Below are 24,175 nucleotides of genomic sequence, written 5' to 3'. Positions count from 1 at the left end.
GCGGGCTGTCACCCCTTAGTGGCGCCGGCCAGGCCGCGCGTGAAGTAGTTCTGGAAGAACAGGAAGATCATCAGCATCGGCAGGAACGAGATCGTCATGCCGGCGGCGAACCCGGTCCAGTCGGTGGCGTGCTCGCCCTGGAACGACAACATGCCGACGGCGAGGTTCTGCAGGTCGGGCTGGCCGAGGGTGAACACCAGCGGGATGTTGAACTCGTTCCAGCCGCTGATGAACTGGAAGATGACCACCACCGCGATGACCGGCTTGGCCAGCGGGAGGATGAGGCGGAAGGTCTTCAGGAAGCCGGCCCCGTCGAGCTTGGCCGCCTCGAACAGGTCGTTGGGGACGCTGGCGAAGAAGCCGACGAACAGCAGGACGTAGAGCGCGCCCGCGCCGCCGGACATGGCCAGGATGACCCCGGCGCGCGTGTTCAGCAGGCCGAGGTTCTCGATCAGCACGAACTGCGGCACGATGATCGAGGCGACGGGGATGAACAGGGTCCCCACGATCATCCGGTAGAGCAGCGTACGGCCGGGGAACTCGTACCTGGCCAGCACGTAGCCGCACAGGGCCGCCTTGACCAGCTCGATGAGGGTCGAGGCGGCCGAGTAGAGCACGGTGTTGAAGAAGTATCCGGAGAACCCGGCGTTGACCCAGGCCCGGACGAAGTTGTCGAAGTTCAGCTGGTCGGGCGCGAGACTCGCGCCGCTGGTGAACATGCCGGCCTGGGTCTTGAACGCGGCCGAGATCGTCCACAGGAAGGGGTAGACCCACACGAGCCCGATCACCAGCAGGATGGGCAGGGCGATGAGGTTGGCCCGCACGGCGTGACTGCGCCGGCCGGCCTGAGTGGTCGTCGCCATCAGACGCCGTACTCCTTCCTGAGCCGCTGGGCCCGGCGCACCGCGACGCCCTGGGCGGAGACCAGCACGAAGGCGATGACGGAGAACAGCAGCGCCGCGGCCGAGGCGTAACCGTAGGCGAACGGCACCGCGCCGAAGGCGTTCTGGTAGATGAAGTACGACACCACGTAGGTGCTGGTGCCGGGCCCGCCCGCGGTGAGCGTGACGACCAGCCCGAAGACGTGCATGGCGTTGACCAGGCCGAGCAGGGTGATGATCAGGGCGACCGGCTTGATCATCGGCAGCGTGATGCGGGTGAGCTTCTTCCACTCCCCCGCGCCGTCGATGGCGGCCGCCTCGTAGACCTCTTCCGGCACGTTCTGCAGGGCCGCGATCCAGTAGATCATGTACTGGCCGAAGATCTGCCAGATGGAGACGAGCACCAGCACCAGCAGCGCGCTCCACCGGTTGGCGAACACGTCGAAGCCCCGGTCGACCAGGCCGAGGTCGCGCAGGATCGCGTTCAGCGCGCCGTTGGACGGGTTGAGCAGGTAGGTGAAGACCAGGCCCGCCATGGCGACGGGGATGATGAGCGGCGCGAAGAACACGGTCCTGAAGAACCGCTTGCCGCGCAGCCACTTGCGGGTGAGCACGATCGCCGCCAGCAGCGAGATCGGCAACTTGATGACGGTCGTCAGCAGGGCGAAGAGCAGCGTGTTGACCACCGAGACCCAGAACAGCGGGTCGGCCAGGATCGTGCCGTAGTTGCCTGTCCCGACGAAGTTCTCGATCGGGCCGATGCCCGACCAGTCGAAGAAGGAGTAGTAGATCGTCGCGATCAGCGGCCAGATGGTGAAGCCGAGGTAGAGCAGCAGGAAGGGCGTCAGGAAGACGATCAGCCAGACCCTGTCGAGGCCGCGCACGCGCTCGCGGGAGTGATCGGCGCGCTCCGGCCCGCGCTCGGCGGGTGACCGGTTCCTGTGCGCCGCCCGCTCCCTCGCGGGAGCGGGGGCGGGGGCGGTGCCGGTGGTCGTCATGGTTGTCCTCGCCGTCGGGGGTCAGCTTCGGTACTTGTCCGAGGTGTAGTCCTCGGTGGGGTCCCAGTCGGGGAAGGTGTAACAGTCCATCGACACCTTCAGGCCGGCCGCCGCCTCCTGCTTCAGTCCCTCCTCAAGGGCGGCCTGCCGCTGCTTGACGATGGCGGCGCCCACGGAGGCCAGCGGCTTGCCGCCGACCAGCGCCTCGCCCATGGCTTCCCACTCCCCGTCGGGGCTCTTGGCCAGCGCGTTGACGTACGCCTTGGACTTGGCGATGTCCGGGCACTTGAGCAGCGGCACGGGAAGCTGGACGCGGTAACCCGGCTGCGCGCCGATCCGCATGATCTGCTTGAGCGCCGGGTCGGTGACCATCTTCTGGTTGTCGACGTAGGCCAGCGTGCCGAAGGCGTTCTTGTAGTACTGCTTGACGAAGTAGCCGTCGGGGTCGGTCATCCACTGGATGAACGTCCACATGGCCTCGGGATGCTCGGTCTGCGAGCTGACCCAGTACTTGTTGCCGTCGTAGTTGCGGCCGGCGGCGCCGGTCTGGCCGTCGTCGGGGTTCACGCGCGGCGCCACGACGTACTTGTCGCTGCCGAAGCCCTGGCCGGCCCACACGCTCGGCGTCCAGGTGCCGTCGAAGAAGATGCCGGCCTGCCCGGCGGCGAACTGCTGACGGGAGAAGTTCTTGTCGTTGGTGCCCGGCGCCAGGTAGCCGGCCTTGTTGAGCTCCTGGATGAAGGCGAAGGTCTTGAGCGCTCCCGGGTCGGTCAGGTTGAACCTGCCCGTCTTGTAGTCGAAGAACTCATCCGTCGAGACGCTGCTGACCAGCCCGTACCAGATGCGTTGCATGTCCTCCCCCTTGGTGGGGGCGGCGATGCACTCCGCCTCGGTCTTGGAGGTGATCTGCGCGCAGGCGTTCCTGAGGTCGGTCCACGTCTTGGGCGGCTTGCCGACGTCCAGCCCGGCCTGCTGGAAGACCTGTTTGTTGAGGAACATGTAGCCGGAGCCCCAGTACACGTTCTCCGAGAACGGGAAGCCGTAGGTCTTCCCGTCCTGCATGTTGATGCCTTCCAGGAAGGACCCGTCCGGCCAGCGTTTGGTGAAATCGGCGGGGACGGTCCCGTCCGGGCTGAGCGGCTTGATCCACTTCTGGTCCATCAGCTGGGACAGCCCGGTGGCGTTCCAGTAGAACATGTCCGGCGCCTGGTTGCTCTGGAAGGCCAGCGGCAGCGTCTTCATGTAGTCGGCCTGGGTGATCGAGCGCCACTCGACCTTGATGCCGGGATGTTCCTTGGTGAACTGCGCGGCGACGTCCTTGTGGAAGTTCACCTGTTCGGCGGAGAAGTCCCAGATCTGCAGCGTGGTCTGCGAGTTGTCACCGCGGCCGCCGGTGCCGGACGTGCCGCAGGCCGCCACGAGCAGTGACGTCAGGACTGCCGTGATCATCGCTGTGGTGCCGGGCCGATGAGGTTTCATGGAGCCCTCCCAAAGGGGGCAGAGGCCAGAGGGGCGACGGGTAAGCGCTTGCCCGAGAGTGGGTCGAGAGTAACCTGCGTCACAACGCGGTTCAAGGCTTGTGAGAAAGCGATTTCAAAGCGATGCTCGCTTGCAGACCCTGATTTCAACAAGCGCTTTCAGCCAGAGGAGTCCGCGTGCGCCTGCTCGCCTTCACCAAGCCCTTCGGCCGTATCGACGCTCCCCTGCTGGCCGAGACCGTGGCCTCGGTGGGCGCGGACGGGGCGGACCTTCTCGTGCGCGAGGGGCAGACGGTCGGCCCCGCCGACCCCGCCGGCATCGCCGCCGTCGCCGCGGAACTCGGTCGCCGCGGGCTCACTCTCGACGTGGTCACCACGGACCTGCTCGACGCGGGTGCGGACGCCGATCGCCTCATCGCGGCCTGCGGCGAGAGCGGCGTCCCCCTCGTGCGGGTGGGTTTCTACCGGTACGACCCCGCCGCCGGATACCGCCGCCTGCTGGAGGAGTCCAGGGCCGCGCTGGCCCGCCTGCACGGCCTCGCCGCCCGGCACGGCGTAAATCTGGCGCTCCAGCTGCATCACGGTACGATCCATCCGTCCGCCTCGCTCGCCCTCGCACTCGCAGGCGACCTGAACGACGTGCGCTTCTACGCCGACCCCGGCAACCAGGCCAAGGAGGGCAGCGAGGCATGGGCGCTCAACGTCGACCTGCTGGGTGATCGGATGGCCTGCATGGGAGTGAAGAACGCCGTCTGGCGATCCGCCGCGGACGGCTGGGTGTGCGAGTGGCAGCCGTTCGCGGACGGGGGCGTGGTGCCCTGGCCCGAGATCCTTCCCGGGCTGCGCGCCCGCGGCTACACCGGGGCGCTGTCCCTGCACGTCCACTACCCGGCGGCCGACCCGGTGGCGGCCGTGCGCAGGGACCTGGGCCACCTGCGCAGACTGCTCCCGGGAGCGGCGGGTGCGTAACTCCCGGGAGGGCCGCCAGGTCCGGGTGACGATCAGCGACGTCGGGGAGGCCGCGGGGGTGTCGGCCTCGACGGTCTCCCGCGTGCTCAACGGCACCGCCAAGGTCGACGCCGCGCTGGCGGCGCGGGTCCACGACGCGGTCAGGCAGCTGGGCTACCGGCCCAACGCCGCGGCGCAGGGGCTGGCCCGCGGGGAGTGGGGCACCATCGGCGTGCTGGTCCCCGACCTGGCCAATCCCTACTTTCCCGAGGTGCTCAAGGCCGTCTCCGGCGTCGCCCGCGCCCATGGGCGGCGCGTCATGGTCATGGAGTCCGACGAGGATCCCTCGGTCGAGCACGACCTGGTCGAGGATCTGATGCGCAGCTGCGACGGGGTGCTGCTCTGCTCCTCCCGGATGAACCGCGCCGACCTGGCCGCCCTGACCGCCCGGCACCATCCGCTCGTGCTGCTCGACCGGATCGTGCCCGGCATCGCCGCGCCGGCGGTCTCGGCCGACTTCTTCGGCGGGATGATGCTGATCTGCGGCCACCTGGCGCAGCTGGGGCACCGCCGGGTCGCCTACCTGAGCGGGCCCGAGGCGTCCTGGGCCAACTCCGAGCGGATCAGGGCGCTGGAGGCGGCCAAGGCGTTCGGCCTGTCCGTCACGATCCTGCCCTGCGGGTCCACCAGCCGCTGCGGGTACGAGGCCGCCGCCGACGTGGCCGGCACCGGCGCCACCGCGCTCACCACCTACAACGACCTGGTGGCCCTGGGGGCGCTGACCCGGATGCGCGAGCTCGGGGTGCGGGTCCCCGAGGAGTTGTCGGTGGTCGGGTTCGACGACATCGAGCTCGATCACGTGGCGCACACCAGCCTCACCACGGTCTCGGTGCCCCGGGGACGGCTGGGCGAACAGGCCGCCGAGATGCTGGAGAGCCTCATGACCGTGGGGCACGACGGGGAGCCGGTGTACCTGCCGATGGAGCTGCACGTACGTGACAGCACCGCGCCTCCGGGTGTTGACAAGAGAGGGTGATCGCGGGAACCCTGCCGTGTGAAAGCGCTTTCGCACGGATGAGAGGAAGCCTGTGGACACGCCTTTGAACGACCGGGAAGACCTGGAGCGTCAGGTACGGGACCTCGTCGCGCCGCTGATCTCCCGGTTCGGCCAGGACGAGAGGCCGCTGCGGCTGGGATTCAGCACGGCGCACTACGACCGGGCGGCGTCCGAGCTGGAAGCGTTCGCACGCCCGCTGTGGGGGCTGGCGCCGCTGGCGGCCGGCGGCGGGAGGTTCGATCACTGGGAGTTGTGGCGGGCCGGGCTCGCCGCCGGAACCGACCCCGGCCACCCCGGCCACTGGGGCGAGGTCTTCGACAAGAACCAGCGGCTGGTCGAGACCGCCGCCATCGGCCTCGCGCTCGCCCTGGCCCCCGAGCAGGTCTGGGACCCGCTGACCGGCCGGCAGCGCGACACGGTGGCCGCCTGGCTGCGGCACGCGGTCACCGTTGAGCCGAACAACAACAACTGGCTGTTCTTCCCGGTCATGGTGGGGCTGGGGCTGCGCCGCGTCGGGGTCGCCCACGACGAGGACGCCAACACGGCCAGGCTCGACCGGCTGGAGCGGTTCGACCTCGGGCGCGGGTGGTACTCCGACGGGCCGACCTGGCAGCGCGACTACTACATCCCGTTCGCCATGCACTACTACGGGCTCATCTACGCGGCGCTCGGCGACGACCCCGCCAGGGCCGGGCGATTCCGCGAGCGGGCCGCGGCGTTCGCCCAGGACTTCCAGCACTGGTTCACCAGCGAGGGGGTCGCCGTCCCGTTCGGCAGGAGCCTGACCTACCGCTTCGCGCAGTCGGCGTTCTGGGGGGCGCTGGCCTTCGCCGGGGTCGAGGCGCTGCCGTGGGAGGTGACCAAGGGGCACCTGCTGCGGAACCTGCGCTGGTGGGCCGACCGGCCGATCCGCGACGGCGCCGGGCTGCTCACCATCGGTTACGGCTACCCCCAGCCGCACCTGGCCGAGCAGTACAACGCGCCCGGCTCGCCGTACTGGGCCATGAAGGCGTTCCTGCCGCTCGCGCTGCCCGCCGGGCACCCGTTCTGGACCGCCAAGGAGGCGCAGGCGCCCGCGCTGCCCGAGGTGAGCACGCAGCCGGAGGCCGGCGTGGCGCTGATGCGCTGCGAGGAGGGACGGCACGTGGTGCTGCTGAGCGCGGGGCAGCGCAACCGGGGGGCGCGGCACGGCGCGGCCAAGTACGCCAAGTTCGCCTACTCCACGCGGTTCGGCTTCAGCGTGCCCGCCGGGACGCTGGGGCTGGAGCAGGGCGCCTTCGACAACACGCTCGCGCTCAGCGAGGACGGCGAGCACTGGCGGCCCTGCGAGATGCCGCACGACCCCTCCTCCACTGACGGCGTGCTGTACGTGCGCTGGACGCCCTGGGACGATGTGGAGATCGAGACCTGGCTGGTGGCGCGGCCCCCGTGGCACGTGCGGGTGCACCGGATCAGGACCGGGCGGGCGCTGCGGACGGCCGAGGGCGCCTTCGCGGTGGACCGGGACCGGCCGCCCACCCGGGTCGGCACCGGTCCCGGTCACGCCAGGCTCGACTCGCCGCTCGGCCTCTGCGTGATCGAGGACCTGATCGGGCAGCGGGAGGGAACGCTGGTCAAGGCCCTGCCCGGCACCAACGTGTTCGCCCCGCGCACCACGATCCCCACGCTGGAGGGGGACCTGCCGCCCGGTGAGCATCTGCTGGCCTGCGCGGTGCTCGGGCTGGAGGGCACGGGCTCGGCTTCGTGGCCGGAGCCTCCCGCGTGGTCATCCATCGAGCCCCTGGTCGCTCACGATAAAGGTTCGCGATGAAGGCTCGCGTCCAAGATTCGCGGCCAAGGTTCGCGGTGAAGGAGCAGCCGGGCGGCGCCGCCCGGGAGACGGGCAGGGCCACCCGGGGGACGGGCAGGGCCGCTGCGTGGGCCTGCCCGTCCGGGTGGTTCCCGTCAGAGGAAGAGCTCGATCACCGGCACCGCCACGTCCGGGCGCTGCACCGGCAGTTGCAGGGTGAGGGTGCCGGGCGGCAGGGCGCCCAGCTTCGTGTTGCCGGTGTCCCTGGCCGGGTCGGGGTTCAGGGGGCGGATCTCGGAGGCGTCGTTCAGCAGTTGCGCGTAACGCACCTTCCCGGCCAGCCCCGGCAGGTGCAGGTGCCGGTACGGCCAGGCGTACAGGTGCACGTAGAGCCGGTCGCCGCGCTGGGTGTAGCGGCAGTCCTGCGGCGCCTCGTACGTGCTGGGCCCGGCGCCGTAGATGGAACGGCCGTGCAGCCGCATCCACTCCCCGATGCCCCGCAGCGTCTCCAGCGCTCGCGGGTCGAGTTCGCCGCGCCCGTTGGGCCCCACGTTGAGCAGCAGGTTGCCGTTCTTGGAGACGGTGTCGACCAGCATGCGCACGAGCAGGTCCACGGACTTGTAGTCGAGGTTGTCCCGGTCGTAGCCCCAGCTTCCGTTGAGCGTCTGGCACGCCTCCCACACCTCGGCCGGCGGGGTGGGCGGCTGGTACTGCTCCGGCGTGACGAAGTCGCCCGGGATCTCCAGGCGATTGTTGATCAGCGCGTCCGGCTGCAGCCGGCGGACCAGCGCGGCCAGCTCTTCGGAGCGCCAGTCGGCCGCGCCCTTGCCACCGGGCGTGAGCTTGCCGTCCCTGATCCTGGTGGAGTAGGAGAAGTCAAACCACATGGTGTCGATCCGGCCGTAGCGGGTCAGCAGCTCTTCGACCTGGCCGTGCAGATACGCCCGGTAGACCTCGATGTTCCGGCCGTCCTCGGGCAACTCCCCGGTGAACGCCGGGTGCAGGCCGTCGATCGGGAAGTCGGGGTGGTGCCAGTCGATCAGGGAGTGGTAGAAGCCCACCCCCAGCCCGCGTGCCTTGAACGCGTCGACGATCGGCCCGACCAGGTCCTTGCCGTGCGGCGTGTTCGCGACCGAGTAGTCGGTCAGGGCCGAGTCCCACAGGCAGAACCCGTCGTGGTGCTTGGTGGTCAGGACCATGTACCGCATCCCGGCGTCCGAGGCTGCCCGCGCCCAGGCGTCCGGGTCGAACAGGTCGGGGTCGAAGTTGTCGAAGTAGGGCTGGTACTGCTCGTCGGTGAGGAGCTCGCGCTGCTTGACCCACTCGTGGCGGGCGGCGAGCGCGTACAGCCCCCAGTGGATGAACAGACCGAACCTTTGTTCCCGGAACTCGGTGAGTCGTGCGGCAGAGATCGGATGAATCGCCGAAGCTTGGGGCATGGCCGTACCGTAAACCGGACATTTATCTTCGTCAAGAATTGAATTGCGATGGCCACCCACCTAGGCTCAAGGCACTCCTAGGACAGCCGGGCACCGATTCGCAGACCTTGCCGTCGTCGGCACCGGGGACGCGAATTCCTCCTACCTCTTGGATGCAAGGAGGCAGTGAATTGGCACACGACCTCAGCAGGCGCGCGTTACTCGCGGACGGTGGAGCCCTGGCGCTGGCGGCGACCGCCGGCCCGGTGGGTGCGACGCCCGGCTGGCAGTCCCGGCTGGTGCACTACGACCGGCGCGGGCGGCTGGTCTACGAGCAGGACGCCGAGGGCAACCGCGTCCCCGACTTCAGCCACGCCGGATACCACAACGGCGAGCGGCCGATCCCGCACGTCCGCGTGGTCACGACGCTGCGGCCGGTCGAGGGCGACAACACCGCGCACACCCAGGCGGCACTGGACGCCGTCGGCGCGCTGCCCCGCGCGCGGCGCGGGGCCCTGCTCCTGCTGCCCGGCGTCTATCCGGTCGCGGGCACCCTGTACGTCCGCGCGAGCGGCACCGTCCTGCGGGGTTCCGGCGACGGCGCGGACCCGGCGCGCGACACCATCATCAAGGCGACCGGCAACAACCCGAAGGACCGCGACGTGATCGTGGCCGGCGGCGCGGCCGGGGGCGGCTGGACGGGCGAGGTGCCCGGCACCCGTACCGACATCACCACCGAGTTCGTGCAGGTGGGGTCGCGGCAGTTCGCGGTGGCGAACCCGGGCGCGCTGCGGCCGGGCGACAACATCGTCATCCGGCACCCCTGTACGGAGGAGTGGCTCAGGGCCATCGACTACGGCGGCCACGACGTGGGGCCGCCGTGGCGGGTGGACGAGCAGCCCATCAGCTACAACCGCTACATACGCGATATTTCGGGGAATGTCGTGAAGATCGATGTGCCGGTCTTCAACCACCTCAACCGCGCCCACTCCCCTTCCTTCCTCTACAAGTGGGACCGGGCCGGGCTCGTCACCGAGGTCGGCGTGGAACGATTGCGGGTGGACATCGAGTACCACGGCGATCCGGATCAGGACGAGGACCACGCCTACAACGCGATCGTGCTGCTGCGGACCGAGGACTCCTGGGTACGGGACTGCACCCTGCTGCACTTCACCCAGGCCGGGGTGGCCACCCAGGAGACCACCCGCGCCACGGTGCGGAACTGCCGCGCGATCGACCCGGTCAGCCTCGTCACGGGCAGCCGGCGCTACAACTTCAACACCTACACCTACTCCCAGCAGGTCCTCTTCCGCGACTGCCACGCCTACAAGGCCAGGCACGCGTTCGTCTCCAACGGCCACAGCACCGTGTCGGGGATCGTCTTCCTGCGCGGCACCGCGGAATACGCGCTCAACTCCAGCGAGGGCCATCGCCGCTGGTCACAGGGGCTGCTGTTCGACGGCCACAGGGACATCGACCCGCACTACGACTACACCCTGGGCCTGTACAACCGGGGCCGCTACGGCACCTCGCACGGCTGGTCCGCGGCCCACTCGGTGGCCTGGAACTGCGACGTGTCGACCAGCCGGCTCATCGTGCAGAAGCCGCCGACCGCGCAGAACTACGCCATCGGCTGCCACGGCACGGTGACCGGCGACGGCCCCTTCCAGCAGCCCACGGGCTACATCGAGGGGACCGGCCAGGCGGGCCTGCTGCCACCCTCGCTCTACCAGGCCCAGCTCCTGGACCGGCTGCGCGACGGGGCGGAAGCGCCGGCCCGGTGAAAACATTTCCAAGATCTCGTGCGTCTGAGTGACTATGAGGTCACTATCCGAACGTACGAGCAGCCGATACGCCATCCGGGCCGGCGCCGCCGCCCTGACCGCCGCCCTGACGACGGTCCTGACCGGAGGCGTCGCCGCCGCGGGCGCCGCGACCGACTGGGCGTCCGTGGTGGAACCGGAGCTGGGCTGCCTCGAACCCCGGCCGGGTGACGACTGGTACGTCGTGCGCGCCCGCGTCGCTGCCACCGGCGATCTCACCGGCGACGGCCGGCGCGAGACCGTCGTCGTGTCGTCGTGCCCGAGCCCGACGTCGAGCAACCCCCTGATCGCCTTCGTCTACGACGGAGCCGCCAAGTCCCCGGAGCCCCGCCTGCTCGGCAAGCTCGGCGAGAACCGCTACTTCAAGTCCATGAAGGTCACGCTCGGCGGCGGGCAGGTTCGCCTGCACGGCAAGGTGGTCAGCGACCGCGCCCCCAACTGCTGTCCCGATCTGACCGTCGAGCAGACCTACCGGTGGGACCGCGCCAAGTTCCGCATGACGGCGGAGCGGACGGCGTGAGCACCCGGCCTATCCGGACGCCCCCCCGGACGCCCGCCCCCGTCACTGGACGAGGTCGCACAGGAACGGCGTCAGCACGGCGGCGCCCGCGGCCGGCCCAGCCCAGCGGCGGGATCGGGCTGAGGGCGAGCAGCGCGCCGAGTGGCGGCGCCAGCGTGACCAGCGCCTGCAACGCGGCGGTGCCGGCGACGGCGAGCAGCACCGCCCGGCCCCGCCACCAGCCGCGCTCGAAGGTCCACCGCCGGGCCCTGGCCACGTAGGCGAGGGTGAGCCGGGCGAACACGAGGGTCAGCACGGCCGTCTCGTCCACCCGGGCGTCGGCGGGCACCCGGTCGCCCGCCGCCACCTCGATCACGTCTCCCGGCACCACCTCGGCCGCCGGGATCCGGTGCACGGCACCGCCGCGGCGGACCTTCGGCCCAACCCGGTGTCAAGGAGCCATGAGTGGCCGCTCGTACGGAAATAAGCTCATGGGCATGGCCGAATGCATTCTCGTACTCAACACGGGCTCCTCTTCCATCAAGTACGAGCTCGTGGACCCGCACACCCGTGAACGCTCGGCCAAGGGCCTGATCGAACGCATCGGGCAGGAGCAGGGGCGGCTCACGCACCACAGCGGCGACGAGCCGCCGTACGTCCGCGACCGGCCCTTCCCCGGCCACGGCGAGGGGCTGGCGGCGATGATGGAGGCGTTCGGCACGGCGGGACCGGAACTGGCCCCGGCCGCGGTCGGGCACCGGGTGGTGCACGGCGGCACGAGATTCACCGAGGCCGTGCTCATCGACGACGGGGTCATCGCCGCCATCGAGGAGCTGGCGCCGCTCGCGCCCCTGCACAACCCGGTCAACCTGACCGGGATCAGGCTCGCGCGCGAAGCGTTTCCCGGGGTGCCGCAGGTGGCCGTGTTCGACACCGCGTTCCACCGTACGCTGCCGCCCGAGGCGTACACGTACGCGGTGCCGCGCGAGTGGCGCGAGCTGGGCGTGCGGCGCTTCGGCTTCCACGGGACCTCGTGCGCCTACGTCTCCCGCCGCGCCGCGGCCGTCCTGGGCCGCGATCTGGCCGGGCTGAACCTGATCGTGCTGCACCTGGGCAACGGCGCCAGCGCCACCGCCGTCTCGGGCGGGCGCAGCGTGGACACCTCCATGGGCATGACGCCGCTGGAGGGGCTCGTCATGGGCACCCGCTCCGGCGACGTCGATCCCGCCATCGCCGGCTACCTCGGCCGCGCCGACGGCCTGGACGCCCAGCAGGTGGAGCACGCGCTCAGTCATCGGGGCGGCCTGCTCGCGCTGACGGGGTCGAGCGACATGCGCGAGGTACGCGGGCGCGACGACGATGAGGCCCGGCTGGCGCTGGCCGTCTACACGCGGCGGATCCGCAAGTACGTCGGCGCCTACTACGCGCTGCTCGGGCGGGTGGACGCGATCGTGTTCACCGGCGGGGTGGGCGAGCACGACGCCGCCACCCGAGCCGCCGCCCTGGCCGGCCTCGACCGGCTCGGCATCGTCGTGGACCCGGCACTCAACGAGAGCACTCCGGCCGAGACGCTCGACGAGAACTCGCCGGCCGACGCGCTCAACGAGAGCTCTCCGGCCGGGACGCCCAACGAGCACCCCCCGGCCAAGGCGCTCAACGGGAGCGCCTTGGCCGGGGAGCGCGCGGTGTCTCCTTCCGGCGCCGAGGTACCCGTCCTGGTCATCCCCACCGACGAGGAGTGGGAGATCGCCCGCGAAACCCTCCTGCTGCTCTGACCTAGCTCCGCGCCGTCTCCAGCAGCGTCTCGTCGAGGGGCGTCGGCTCGTCGTGCGCCTGCGCGGCCGTGACGGCGACGGTGGTGACGATGTCGGCCACGGTGGCGCCACGGGACAGGTCGTTGACCGGTTTGCGCAGCCCCTGCAGCACCGGCCCCACCGCGACCGCGCCCGCGCTGCGCTGGACGGCCTTGTACAGGTTGTTGCCGGTGTTCAGGTCGGGCACCACGAAGACGGTGGCGCGCCCGGCCACCTGGCTGCCGGGCATCTTGGTCCTGGCCACGGCGGGGTCCACCGCGGCGTCGTACTGGATCGGTCCTTCCACCTGCAGGCCGGGACGGAGCTCGCGGACCAGGTCGGTGGCGGCGCGTACCTTGTCGACGTCGTCGCCGGCGCCGGAGGAGCCGGTCGAGTACGACAACATGGCGATCCTGGGCTGGACGCCGAACCGCGCCGCGGTGCCGGCCGAGGCGATCGCGATGTCGGCGAGCTGCTCGGCGCTCGGGTCGGGGTTGACCGCGCAGTCGCCGTACACCAGCACCCGATCGGCCAGGCACATGAAGAACACGCTGGAGACCAGGCCCAGGCGCAGGATCTCGAACGCCGGCCTGATCGTGTGCGCGGTGGTGTGCGCCGCGCCCGAGACCATGCCGTCGGCCAGGCCGGTGTGCACCATCAGCGTGCCGAAGTAGGAGACGTCGGTGACGGTGTCGCGGGCCAGTTCGACGGTCATGCCGCGGTGCGCGCGGACACTGGCGTACTCGCGGGCGAACCGCTCGCGCAGCTCCGGGTCGAACGGGCTGAGCACCCTGGCCTCCGCCAGGTCCAGGCCGAGCTGCGCGGCCTGCACCCGGATGCGCTCCTCGTCGCCGAGCAGGGTGAGCTCGGCCACCCCGCGGCGCAGCAGGATGTCGGCCGCGCGCAGGATGCGCGGCTCCTCACCTTCGGGCAGTACGATGTGCCGGCGGCGGGCGCGGGCCCGGTCCAGCAGCTCGTACTCGAACATGAGCGGCGTGACGACGTCGGTCTTGGCGATGTCCAGCCGCTCCAGCAGCGTCCGGCCGTCCACGTGCTCGGCGAACAGCCGCAACGCCGTGTCGATCTTCCCGCCCGCCTCGGGCGTGAACCGGCCCTCCACCTGCGACAGGCGCATAGCGGTGGCGAAGGTGTCGTGGTCGGTGGCGATCACCGGCAGCGGGATCTCCATGCCGCGCAACAGCCGCTCCACCGGAGCCGGGAGATCCGTCCCCCCGGTCACCACCACCGCCGACAGGGCCGGGAAGGACGGCGACGAGTGCGCGGCGATCAGGCCGGGCAGCAGCGCGGCGGCCCGGTCGAACGGGATGATCACGGCGGCGCCCTCGGTGAGGCGGTCGAGGATGCCGGGCAGCGACATGGCTCCCACCATCAGCGCGCCGGCCTCCCGGCCGAACCCGTCGCGTTCGCCCAGGAAGAACCGGCCGTCGCACGCGTCAAGCAGGTCGGCCACGGTCGGTGCGCGCAGGGAGGGGGTCTCCGGCAACACGAACACCGGTGTCGGGTGCGCGTTCGTGAACGGCTCGGCGGCCCGGGTGACCACGACCGCGAGCTCGCGGGCATGATGCTGGGCCAGCTCCCTGGAGGACAGCTCGACCGCGGCGGCGACCTGTGACGCCGTCCTTTCCCTCCCGCTCACCACGTTGATCACGGGCGTGCCCAGGTCGGCCGCCAGCCGGGCGTTGAACCCGAACTCCGTCGGCGCCCCCACGTCCGTGTAGTCGGTGCCGATCACCACCACCGCGTCACACCGCGCGGCCAGGGCGCGGTAGCGGGCCACCACGTCCCCGGCCGCGCGCTCCACGTCGGTGTGCACCTCGTCATAGGTGACACCCGCGCAGGCTTCGTAGGGCAGGGCGAGCTGGAACCTGCTCCGGATAGTGTCGATCAGGGCGTCCTGCCGGCCCGCCCGCACCACCGGCCGGAACACCCCCACGGTCTCCACCTGCCGGGACAGCAGTTCCACCAGGCCCAGGGCTACCGTCGCCTTGTTGCTTCTCGCCTCACCTGCGGCGACGTACACAGCACGCGTCATACCCCCATTGTGGTCAGGCCACCGGGGTGGTCTGTGCCAGCGCGATCCGCCAGTCGCCGTCCTCCTTGACCAGCGCGAACGTCAGCGCTCCCGTCCGCCCGTCGTTGACGTGCTTGATCAGGTGGGCCAGCGCCACGTCCGGCCGCAGGAACGTCACGCCGAGCAGCTCGTTCCTGGTCAGCACGTCCTTCAGCGGGGTGCGCAGGGCCTTGGCCATCACCTCCTTGACCTGCTCACGGCCGCGCAACCGGATCCCGGTGAAGTTGACCAGCGCCACCTCCTCGGTCAGCAGCCCGGTGAAGCCGGCCACGTCGTTCTGCAGGTCCTCGGCGTCGCGGACGACCTGCTCGATCGCCTCGATGTCCGCGTTCATGTGCTTCTCCTTCATTAGCGGAGCGATTCGCTCCGCCAGAAACGTAACACCGGAGCGTTTCGCTCCGCAACTGGTAGGTTTGTGGCGATGAGCACTAGAAAAGACATCGCAGAACGCAACGACCGCGCGTTGCTCCAGGCCGCACGCGACGTGCTCGCCGAGGACGGCGTGCACGCCTCCGTCGCCGCCATCGCGGCCAGGGCGGGCGTCGGCATCGGCAGCCTCTACCGCCGCTACCAGACGAAGGAGGAGTTGTTCCAGCGGCTCAGCCTGCTCTCCCTCGACCACTGGAACGAGGCCGCCGAGCAGGGCCTGGCCGATCCGGACCCGTGGGCCGGGCTGGCCGGGTTCGTCCGCGGCTGCATCGAGTTCGGGCAGGGCTCACTGGGGCCCATCGCCGGCGCCATCGAGGTGACCGAGGAGATGAGCACGAAGTCCCGCCGCGGCGACGAACTCCTCGATGCGCTGGTACGGCGGGCGCACGAGTCCGGCGTCCTGCGCGCCGATGTGACCGCGCTGGACATCTCGCTGCTCATCGAGCAACTGGGGCGCTCCCCCGTGGTCGACCAGCTTCGCAAGCAGGGCAGGGACGACCTGCTTCCCGCCGCCGCCGGGGCCCGCCGGCGGCTGATCGCGATAGCGCTCGACGGGCTGCGACCGGGCCCAGGCCCGCTGCCCGGCGCGCCGCCGGACGAAATCCTCTTCACGGGCCGCTGGACGGATCGGCCGGACGCTTGAACAACAACCAATACATCTGTATAGACTGCTGAACGTGCGACCAATCACTGAAGAGGATCTGACAACGCGCGCCCGCATCCGCGACGCCGCGATGGCGCTGTTCGCCGAGCAGGGTGTCAAGGCCACCACGATCCGCGGGATCGCCGAGGCCGCCAAGGTCTCGCCCGGGCTGGTGCAGCACCACTTCGGCACCAAGGAGGCGCTGCGACAGTCCTGCGACGAGTACGTCCTCAGCTACCTGCGCGAGCAGGTCACCCTGGGCGTCACCGACCACAACCTGGGCAAGCCCGAATTCATCGAGAACGTCCAGCGAACCGCGCCGCCCCTGATGAAGTACCTCGGCCGCGCGCTCGTGGACGGCTCCCCCGCCGCCGCCGCGATGTTCGACGAACTGGTCAGGGTCACGGAGCAACATCTCGCCGACGACGAAGGCTCGGAGGCCGATCACCGCGCCCGCGCGACCGTGCTGACGGCCATGAAGCTGGGCATCACGGTGCTGCACGAGCACGTCTCCCGCGCGCTCGGCACGGACCTCTACGCCGCACAGGGCGCGACGCGCGTCGGCAGGGCCCAGCTCGACCTGATCAGACCCGAGTTCCTCGGCCGTGAGCTGTTCGACGAGGCGCGGACGGGCCTGGCGAAGGTGGAGGAGCGCCGATGAGCGCCGCGGTGCACGCCGACGGCCTGGTCAAGACCTTCGGCCGGACCAGGGCCCTGGACGGGCTCGACCTCACCGTCAGGGCGGGCGAGGTGCACGGCTTCCTCGGCCCCAACGGCGCGGGCAAGACCACTACGATCCGCATCCTGCTGGGCCAGATGCGCGCCGACGGCGGCCGGATCTCGTTACTGGGCGGCGACCCCTGGAACGAGGCCACCGAGCTGCACCGCAGGCTCGCCTACGTGCCCGGCGACGTGACCCTGTGGCCGTCGCTGACCGGCGGCGAGGTCATCGACCTGATGGGCAGGGTACGCGGCGGCCTGGACCCCGCCCGGCGCGCCGAGCTGCTCGAACGCTTCGAGCTCGACCCGCGCAAGAAGTGCCGCACCTACTCCAAGGGCAACCGGCAGAAGGTGGCGCTGGTGGCCGCCTTCGCCTCCGACGTCGAACTGCTGGTGCTGGACGAGCCGACCTCGGGCCTGGACCCGCTGATGGAGGCGGTCTTCAACGAGTGCGTCCTGCGGGAGAAGCGCGACGGCCGCACCGTGCTGCTGTCCAGCCACATCCTGTCGGAGGTGGAGACGTTGTGCGACCGCGTCAGCATCATCCGCGCCGGCCGTACCGTCGAGTCCGGCAGCCTGGCCGACCTGCGTCACCTCACCCGCACCTCGGTGAGCGCCGAGCTGATCGGGCCCGCGCCCGGCCTGGCCACGCTGCCCGGCGTGCACGACCTGACCACGGACGGCACGCGGGTGCGCTGCCAGGTGGACGCCGGCACGCTCACCGCGGTGCTCGCCGAGCTGGCCGGGGCGGGCGTGCGCACGCTGACCACGCAGCCGCCGACGCTGGAGGAGCTGTTCCTGCGCCACTACGAGGGGGCCGCCTGATGACCGGCACCTGGACACTCGTCCGGCTCATCCTGCGCAGGGACCGCGTGCTGCTGCCGGTGTGGATCGCGATCACCGCGTTCCTGCCGTCGAGCATCGCCTCCGCCACCGCCGGCCTGTACTCCGACCAGGCCGCCCGCGACGCCTTCGCGGCGGTCTCGGCGAGCAACCCCGCGCAGCTGGCCATGCGCGGCGCCATCTACGACGCGAGCGTCGGCGGCCTGACCGCCTGGACGCTCGGCTCGTCCCTCGCGCTGATCGGCGGGCTGATCAGCATCCTGCTGGTGATCAGGCACACCAGGGCCGAGGAGGAGACCGGCCGGCGCGAGCTGCTGGCCTCGGGCGTCATCGGCCGTCACGCCCCGCTGGCCGCCGCGCTCGCGGTCGTGCTGGCCGCCAACCTGCTGCTGGGCCTGCTGTCGGTGCCCGCCCTGGTCGCGGGTGGCCTGCCCGCGGGGTCCTCGCTGCTGTTCGGGTTGTCCACCGCCGCGGGCGGCTGGTCGTTCGCGGCCGTGGCCGCCGTCGCCGCGCAGCTCACCGCCTCATCCGGTACGGCGCGCGGGCTGGCCGTCGGCGCCGGCGGGCTGCTGTTCGCGGTGCGGGCGCTGGCCGACGCCGGCGGCATCGGCTGGGCGGCGTGGTTGTCGCCGTTCGGCTGGGTCCGGCTGACCAGGCCCTACGCCGGCGACCATTGGTGGGTGCTGGGGCTGAGCGTGGCATTCGTCGCCGCTCTGGCGGCGGCCGCGTTCGCGCTGTCCACGCGGCGTGATGTGGCCGGCGCTCTGACGCCCGCCCGTCCGGGACCCGCCGGCGGGACGCTGACGGGCCCCTTCGGCCTGGCCGCCCGCCTGCACCGGGGCACGCTCGCGGGCTTCGCGATCGGTTTCGGCTTCGTGGGCGCCCTGCTGGGCGTGGCCGCGCGCGGGCTGGACGCCCAGGTGGACACGCCGCAGTTCCGGGAACTGGCCGCGACCATCGGCGGCGCCGACGCCCGGATCTCCGACGTGTTCTTCACCTTCGTGATGTACGTGCTCAGCCAGCTCGTCGCCGGGGCGGCCCTCGTGTCGGCGCTGCGCGCCCGTGGCGAGGAGGGGGCGGGCCGGGCCGAGCTGCTGCTGTCCGCCCCTGTCGGCCGGCTGCGCTGGGCGCTGGGTCACCTGGTGTTCGCCATCGTGAGCCCGGCGCTGCTGCTGGCCGTGCTGGGCGCGGCGGCGGGGCTCACCTACGACGGCGACGTGGCCCGCGTCGTCGGGGCCACGCTGGCCTACCTGCCCGCGGTCTGGATCGTGGTCGGGATCGCGACGCTGCTGTTCGGGCTGCTGCCCCGGCTGGCGGCGGCCGTGAGCTGGACCGCGCTTGGCCTCTTCCTGGTCGTGGACCTGCTGGCGGAGTTCAAGCTGGCCACGGGGGCCGTCCTGGACCTTTCGCCGTTCGTGCACGTGCCGGCGCTGCTGCTGGGCGGCGGCGCCTCGTCGCCGGTCTTGCCGCTGCTGGGGCTGACCTTGGTGGCCGCCGTCCTGGCCGTGGCGGGGCTGGCGTCGCTGCGCCGCCGCGACCTGATGCCCTCTGCCTGAAACGGCCCGTCCCGATGGGGACATCACGGAGAATGGGAGGTATGGGGCAGGAGGGCGCGGGTGGGCTCCGGCAGGCGCTGACCTGGTTGCGGGCGCAGGCGGCGGGCAGGCCGCGGCGGTCGTCGCGAGATCGGGGCGAAGGGTGCCCGTACCAGGGGCTGCTGCCGTACGAGAGCGACCGGCACGAGCTGTTCTTCGGCCGCCGCCGGGCGGTACGGAACCTGCTGGACCGCCTCGAGCCGCGACTGGTGGACCATGGGTGCGTCCTGCTCGTGTCGGGCGCGTCCGGCGTGGGCAAGTCGTCGTTGTTGCGGGCCGGGCTGATACCGGCGCTGGAGGCGGGCCTGTTACCGATGGCCGGCTCGCGGGCGTGGCCGCGGCTGCTGCTCACGCCGACCGCCGACCCCCTGGGCGCGCTGGCCGGGGCGTGGGCGCGGGAGCACGGCGGCCAGGTGGAGACGGTGCGGGAGACGCTGCGTGACGACCCGGCGGCGGCGCTGGCGGGGGTCGGCCGGTTCGTCCTGGTGGTGGACCAGTTCGAGGAGTTATTCACGCTCGTGACCGACGAGCGGGAGCGCCAGGCGTACGTACGGGCCCTGCGGGCGATGGCCGAGGGGCCGCCGCGCGCGGCGGTGGTCATCGGGGTGCGCGCGGACTACTGGGACCGTTGCGCCGCCTACCCGCAGTTCGCCGAGGCCATCCAGGACGGCCAGGTGATCGTCGAGCCGATGACGGAGCCGGACCTGCGGCTGGCGATCACCGGCCCCGCCTCCGCGGCGGGGCTGGAGGTCGAACCCGGCCTGGTGGAGATCATCCTGAGTGATCTGCGCGCCGGCGACGGGTTCGAGCCCGCCGCGTTGCCGCTGCTGTCGCAGGCCCTGCTCAACACCTGGGAGTGGCGCGAGAACGGCCGGCTGACCATCCGCGGCTACGAGGAGTCCGGCCGGGTGCACGACTCCGTGTCGCGTACCGCCGACGAGGTGCTCGACGGGTTGACGCCGGAGGACCGCAAGGCCGCGCTGCGGATCTTCCGGCGGATGACGCTGATCACGGCGGGCGGCCGGCTGGCGCGGCGCAGGGTGACGGCGGCCGGGATCCACGCCGCCGCCTCCGCGCGGACGGCCGAGCGGCGCGCGCAGATCGAGGAGTTGCTGTCGGCGTTCGCCGATCGGCGGCTGCTCACCCTGCACGAGGACAGCGCCGAGATCGCCCACGACGCCCTGCTGACGGCCTGGCCCACGCTGCGGCAGTGGCTCGAACCCGACCTGTCGGCGCAGGTGGTGTACGACCAGGTCGTCGAGGACGCCGAGCGGTGGCTCGCGAACCATCGCGATCGTGCCTTCCTCTACCGCGGCGCCCGGCTGCTGGCCGTCCAGGACAGCCAATCCCGCTGGGACCGCGATCCCGGCAGCTTCCCGCCCCCGGGCCCCACGGTGACGGGGTTCGTCGCCGCGTCGGCCCGGGCGGCGCGGCGGGCCGGCCGCCGCAACGCCCTGGTCATGGCCGGTCTGGCGACGTTGTCGGTGCTCGCGCTGGTCGGCGCGGTAACCGCCGTCAACGCGGCCCGCAACGCCGACGACCAGCGGCGGCAGGTGCTCTCGCGCCATCTGGCCACCCAGAGCGGGATCGCCGACGACCCGGTGATGTCCGCGCTGCTGGCCGTGGCCGCCCAACGGATCCATGACACGCCCGACGCCAGGCTCCGCCTGCTGAACGCGGCGGCGAGCGCGGACCGGGGGGTCTTCTCCGCGCAGGACGGCGATTTCGCCGAGCTGCGGTTCAGCCCCGATGGCTCGACCCTCGCGACCGGGAGCACCGACGGCGTCGTGCGGCTGTGGGACAGGGCGTCCCGGCGGCAGCTCGGCGCCCCGATCAAGCATCCCGAGCTGTTGTGCGTCCTCGGCTTCCAGGCGGCCTTCAGCCCGGACGGCAAGGTCCTGGCCACGGCGTGCATCAAGCAGGTCGTGTTCTGGGACCTCGCCACCCGCCGGCGGCTGGGCTCCCCGACGGACGTCAAGGACGGGGTGGCGGCGATGGCCTTCAGCCCCGACGGCAGGACCTTCGCGACGTCCTCCACCGCCGGCACCGTACAGCTGTGGGACACCGCCACCCGCCGCCGGGCCGGCGGCGTCATCGGCCGGGCCGACCACAAGTCAATCCGCCGCCCCATCAAGGAGTTGGCCTTCACCCCGGACGGAAAGCACCTGATCACCGCCGGGGCGGGGGACACCGTGCGGATCTGGGACACCGCCACCCACCGCCAGGTCGGAAAGCCGCTCACCGGGCACACCGGCGACATCAACGGCATGTCCCTCAGCCCGGACGGAACGACGCTCGCGACGGTGAGCGCGGACAACACCATGCGGTTGTGGAACCTCGCCGACCACGAGCAGATCGGCGACGCGCTGCAGGCCCACGACATCGCCGCGGGGCTGGCGAGCGTCGCCTTCAGCCCCGACGGGAAGAGGTTCGCCACCGCCGGACGGGACGGTCTGACCAGGTTGTGGGACACCGCCACCCGCACTCTGGTGGGCGCCCCGCTGACGGGCAGGCGTTCAAGTGTGCGGAAGGTGGCGTTCAGCCCGGACGGGAGCACTCTCGCGGCCGGCGACATCGACGGCAGGGTCTGGCTGTGGGACCCGCGGGTGCACCAGCAGATCGGTCCCGCGCTGCCCTCCACGTACGACGTCGCCTTCAGCCCCGACGGCAGAACCCTGGCCTCCACCGATGGCGAGGTCGCCTTCAAGACCGGCGAGCCGGATACCGCCGTCCGGTTCTGGGACGTGGCCACCCAGCGCGAAGCCGCTCCCAGCCTGCGCCCCAAGGACGATCCGGCCCCCGACGACTTCGCCGCGGTCCGCCTGATCAGATACAGCCGTGACGGGAGGACGCTCACGACGGCGAGCACCGACGGCTCCGTGCGGCAGTGGGACACCGCCACCCGCCGGCAGATCGGCTCCTCGGCGATCCTCTCCGCGAGCGCGGAGCTGAGCTCCGACGGCATGCTCCTCACCGCCTGGGTGAAGGGCGGCTCCATGGGGATCTGGGACGTCGCCGGCCACCGTGAGGCCGGAGCCCGCATGAGGGTGCCCGGCCATACCGACTACGTTCCGGCGAAGTTGTTCAGCCCTCGGGGCGACATCCTCGCCGTGGCGGGCACCAACCGTACGGTGCGGCTCTTCGACCTGCGCACGCGGCGCCCGATCGGTGTTCCGCTGTCCGCCGACCTGGAGGGCAGGTCCGGCACTCTGGCCTTCAGCCCCGACGGCGGGACGCTCGCCACCTCGGGGGACGACAGCGTGGTGCAGTTGTGGAACGTCGCGGACCAGCGCCCGATCGGCGCGATCCCGACCGGCCACACCGACGCCGTCACCGCCATGGCCTTCAGCCCTGACGGGAAGTCCCTGGTCACCGGCTCCTGGGACCGCACTCTGCGGCTCTGGGACGTGCCCACCCTCCGGCAGATCGGCGCGCCGCTGACGGGCCACACGCAGGCGGTGGCCAGGATCGTCTACAGCCCCGACGGAACCATGATCGCCACGACGGGCGGCGACAAGACGCTGCGGTTGTGGGACGTCGCCCGCCCCGCCGACCCCGCCGCCACGGTGTGCGCCAACGCGGGCCGCTCCCTGACCCGCGCCGAGTGGCAACGCTACGTGTACGGGGAGGAGTACCGGCAGATCTGCCCATGACCCGGCGTGGAAATTTCATCGCGCGCTGGCCGACGAAAAGATCGTCCGGCCAGCTCAGCGTGCACGCGAGGGGTTCCGCCGGGGCGGCGCGGCTCGGACTGACTGTACGGGTGCCGCGGCTCTGCCTACATTTTCTCAAATGAGATCCGTGCCCTGGTTCGCCGCGGCCGGCGCCGCGCTGGTCGCCTCAGCCGTGTTGGTGTACGCCGTCATGCTCACCGGGATCCGGCCCGCGCACGCCGCCGTGGGGCTGCGCGTCAGCGGCACGGACATCGTCGAGGCCAACGGCCAGAAGTTCGTCATGCGCGGCGTCAACCACCCGCACGTCTGGTACACCGGCCAGACCGGCTCCTTCGCCGACATCAAGGCGCTCGGGGCCAACACCGTGCGCGTGGTGCTGGGCAGCGGCAAGCGGTGGGGCCCGTCCAATGACGTCGCCCAGGTGATCTCCCTGTGCAAGCAGAACCGGCTGATCTGCGTCCTTGAGGTGCACGACACCACCGGGTACGGCGAGGAGGGCGCCGCCGCGTCGCTGGACGAGGCGGTCAACTACTGGATCGGCCAGAAGAGCGCGCTCGTCGGCCAGGAGAACCACGTCGTCATCAACATCGGCAACGAACCGATCGGCAACACCAACGCCGGCCAGTGGACCGGCGCGACCACCGCCGCCATCCAGAAGATGCGCGCCAACGGCTTCGAGCACCTGCTCATGGTCGACGCGCCGAACTGGGGCCAGGACTGGCAGTACGTCATGCGGGACAACGCCCAGACCATCCTGAACGCCGACAGCCGGCGCAACACGGTGTTGTCCATCCACATGTACGCCGTGTTCAACACCGCCACGGCCATCACCGACTACCTCAACCGCTTCCGGGCCAACGGGTGGCCGCTGGTCATCGGCGAGTTCGGCTGGCGGTTCAACACCGGCGAGGTCGACCACGACACGCTGCTGTCCGAGGCGGACTCCCGGGGTCTCGGCTACCTCGGCTGGTCGTGGAGCGGCAACACCGACCCGATACTGGACATGGCCACGAGCTTCGACCGCACCCGGCTGACCACCTGGGGACAGCGGATCTTCAACGGCGCCAACGGCATCAAGGCCACGGCGCGGGAGGCCACCATCTACGGCGGCCCCACTCCTACCGTCACGCCCACCGTCACCCCCACCGTGACGCCGACGATCACGCCCACGCCTTCCGGCGGGTGCCGCGTGACGTACGAGATGAACGCCTGGAACAGCGGCTTCACCACGAACATCACGATCACCAACACCGGCGCGGCGGCGACCAGCGGGTGGCGGCTGGCGTTCGCGCTGCCCGCCGGTCAGGTCATCACCGGCGGCTGGGGCGCCACGTACACGCCGGCCAGTGGGCAGGTCACCGCCACCAACGCCGCCTGGAACGGCAATCTGGCGCCGGGCGGCTCGACCAGCGTGGGCTTCCAGGCCACCCACACCGGCAACACCGCCGAACCCGCCGCCTTCACCCTCAACGGAGCCGCCTGCCAGGTGGCCTGA

At 71.2% G+C, this 24,175-nt stretch carries 19 protein-coding genes and 1 pseudogene; 12 read left to right on the top strand and 8 right to left on the bottom strand.

The window, feature by feature from the left end:
- Positions 1-8: 8 nt before the first annotated feature.
- Genes AB0I81_RS36805 through AB0I81_RS36795 form a run of 3 tightly spaced genes read right to left on the bottom strand, consistent with a single transcriptional unit; the run spans position 9 to position 3,358 of the window.
- A complete protein-coding gene (locus AB0I81_RS36805) occupies positions 9-863 on the bottom strand; it encodes a carbohydrate ABC transporter permease (protein WP_360666630.1) in 855 nt (284 codons plus the stop codon).
- Entirely contained in the window at positions 863-1,879 is a 1,017-nt protein-coding gene (locus AB0I81_RS36800) for a sugar ABC transporter permease (RefSeq protein WP_360666627.1), read from the bottom strand. The genes AB0I81_RS36805 and AB0I81_RS36800 overlap by 1 nt, the downstream gene beginning before the upstream one ends.
- A 21-nt stretch (positions 1,880-1,900) precedes the next feature.
- On the bottom strand, positions 1,901-3,358 hold the full coding sequence (locus AB0I81_RS36795) for an extracellular solute-binding protein (protein ID WP_360666624.1): 1,458 nt from the start codon (positions 3,356-3,358) through the stop codon (positions 1,901-1,903).
- Between the two features lie 176 nt (positions 3,359-3,534).
- Here AB0I81_RS36795 and AB0I81_RS36790 point away from each other — a divergent pair, with 176 nt between their 5' ends.
- Genes AB0I81_RS36790 through AB0I81_RS36780 form a run of 3 tightly spaced genes read left to right on the top strand, consistent with a single transcriptional unit; the run spans position 3,535 to position 7,172 of the window.
- On the top strand, positions 3,535-4,326 hold the full coding sequence (locus AB0I81_RS36790; RefSeq protein WP_360666621.1) for a sugar phosphate isomerase/epimerase: 792 nt from the start codon (positions 3,535-3,537) through the stop codon (positions 4,324-4,326).
- Positions 4,319-5,341, top strand: coding sequence for a LacI family DNA-binding transcriptional regulator (locus AB0I81_RS36785; protein ID WP_360666618.1), 1,023 nt, complete (start codon positions 4,319-4,321; stop codon positions 5,339-5,341). The genes AB0I81_RS36790 and AB0I81_RS36785 overlap by 8 nt, the downstream gene beginning before the upstream one ends.
- A gap of 52 nt (positions 5,342-5,393) precedes the next feature.
- Positions 5,394-7,172 (top strand): DUF2264 domain-containing protein, encoded by a 1,779-nt coding sequence (locus AB0I81_RS36780; protein ID WP_360666615.1) that lies wholly within the window; start codon positions 5,394-5,396, stop codon positions 7,170-7,172.
- Between the two features lie 134 nt (positions 7,173-7,306).
- Here AB0I81_RS36780 and AB0I81_RS36775 read toward each other — a convergent pair whose 3' ends face one another.
- Positions 7,307-8,590 (bottom strand): alpha-L-fucosidase, encoded by a 1,284-nt coding sequence (locus tag AB0I81_RS36775; RefSeq protein ID WP_360666613.1) that lies wholly within the window; start codon positions 8,588-8,590, stop codon positions 7,307-7,309.
- 170 nt (positions 8,591-8,760) lie between these two features.
- Here AB0I81_RS36775 and AB0I81_RS36770 point away from each other — a divergent pair, with 170 nt between their 5' ends.
- Both AB0I81_RS36770 and AB0I81_RS36765 read left to right on the top strand, forming a co-directional pair.
- Positions 8,761-10,353, top strand: coding sequence for a hypothetical protein (locus AB0I81_RS36770; RefSeq protein ID WP_360666610.1), 1,593 nt, complete (start codon positions 8,761-8,763; stop codon positions 10,351-10,353).
- 34 nt (positions 10,354-10,387) lie between these two features.
- Positions 10,388-10,912 (top strand): hypothetical protein, encoded by a 525-nt coding sequence (locus tag AB0I81_RS36765; RefSeq protein ID WP_360666607.1) that lies wholly within the window; start codon positions 10,388-10,390, stop codon positions 10,910-10,912.
- Here the strand turns inward: AB0I81_RS36765 and AB0I81_RS36760 are convergent.
- On the bottom strand, positions 10,812-11,168 hold the full coding sequence (locus AB0I81_RS36760; protein ID WP_360666862.1) for a hypothetical protein: 357 nt from the start codon (positions 11,166-11,168) through the stop codon (positions 10,812-10,814). The genes AB0I81_RS36765 and AB0I81_RS36760 overlap by 101 nt on opposite strands.
- A gap of 54 nt (positions 11,169-11,222) precedes the next feature.
- Positions 11,223-11,315, bottom strand: a pseudogene (locus tag AB0I81_RS36755) (hypothetical protein); the annotation flags it as partial.
- Positions 11,316-11,388: 73 nt separating this feature from the next.
- Between AB0I81_RS36755 and AB0I81_RS36750 the strand changes: the two are divergent.
- On the top strand, positions 11,389-12,666 hold the full coding sequence (locus tag AB0I81_RS36750) for an acetate kinase (RefSeq protein ID WP_360666605.1): 1,278 nt from the start codon (positions 11,389-11,391) through the stop codon (positions 12,664-12,666).
- Position 12,667: 1 nt separating this feature from the next.
- On the opposite strand, the gene pta is transcribed toward AB0I81_RS36750, so the two are convergent.
- Together pta and AB0I81_RS36740 are read right to left on the bottom strand one after the other, a co-directional pair.
- Positions 12,668-14,737, bottom strand: coding sequence for a phosphate acetyltransferase (gene pta, locus AB0I81_RS36745; protein ID WP_360666602.1), 2,070 nt, complete (start codon positions 14,735-14,737; stop codon positions 12,668-12,670).
- Positions 14,738-14,750: 13 nt separating this feature from the next.
- Positions 14,751-15,110, bottom strand: coding sequence for an SgcJ/EcaC family oxidoreductase (locus AB0I81_RS36740; RefSeq protein WP_360666599.1), 360 nt, complete (start codon positions 15,108-15,110; stop codon positions 14,751-14,753).
- 87 nt (positions 15,111-15,197) lie between these two features.
- On the opposite strand from AB0I81_RS36740, the gene AB0I81_RS36735 reads away from it, so the two are divergent.
- The 6 genes from AB0I81_RS36735 to AB0I81_RS36710 all read left to right on the top strand — a co-directional run bounded on the left by AB0I81_RS36735 (position 15,198) and on the right by AB0I81_RS36710 (position 24,175).
- Positions 15,198-15,848 (top strand): TetR/AcrR family transcriptional regulator, encoded by a 651-nt coding sequence (locus tag AB0I81_RS36735; RefSeq protein WP_360666596.1) that lies wholly within the window; start codon positions 15,198-15,200, stop codon positions 15,846-15,848.
- A 34-nt stretch (positions 15,849-15,882) separates the two neighbouring features.
- Positions 15,883-16,509 carry a TetR family transcriptional regulator gene (locus tag AB0I81_RS36730; protein ID WP_360666594.1) on the top strand — a complete coding sequence of 209 codons (627 nt, stop codon included), beginning with the start codon at positions 15,883-15,885 and terminating at the stop codon, positions 16,507-16,509.
- Complete coding sequence (locus AB0I81_RS36725) at positions 16,506-17,393, top strand: ABC transporter ATP-binding protein (protein WP_360666591.1); 888 nt, start codon at positions 16,506-16,508, stop codon at positions 17,391-17,393. The genes AB0I81_RS36730 and AB0I81_RS36725 overlap by 4 nt, the downstream gene beginning before the upstream one ends.
- Positions 17,393-18,967, top strand: coding sequence for an ABC transporter permease (locus tag AB0I81_RS36720; protein WP_360666588.1), 1,575 nt, complete (start codon positions 17,393-17,395; stop codon positions 18,965-18,967). Before AB0I81_RS36725 ends, AB0I81_RS36720 begins: the two co-directional genes overlap by 1 nt.
- A gap of 41 nt (positions 18,968-19,008) precedes the next feature.
- Positions 19,009-22,659: a hypothetical protein gene (locus AB0I81_RS36715; RefSeq protein WP_360666586.1), complete on the top strand. Its 3,651-nt coding sequence runs from the start codon at positions 19,009-19,011 to the stop codon at positions 22,657-22,659.
- Positions 22,660-22,798: 139 nt separating this feature from the next.
- Positions 22,799-24,175, top strand: coding sequence for a cellulase family glycosylhydrolase (locus AB0I81_RS36710; RefSeq protein ID WP_360666583.1), 1,377 nt, complete (start codon positions 22,799-22,801; stop codon positions 24,173-24,175).

This window comes from Nonomuraea sp. NPDC050404 (assembly GCF_040655495.1).
GTDB lineage: Bacteria > Actinomycetota > Actinomycetes > Streptosporangiales > Streptosporangiaceae > Nonomuraea.
Note: the sequence above shows the minus strand (reverse complement) of the source record. Positions and strands in the feature narration are given on the sequence as shown.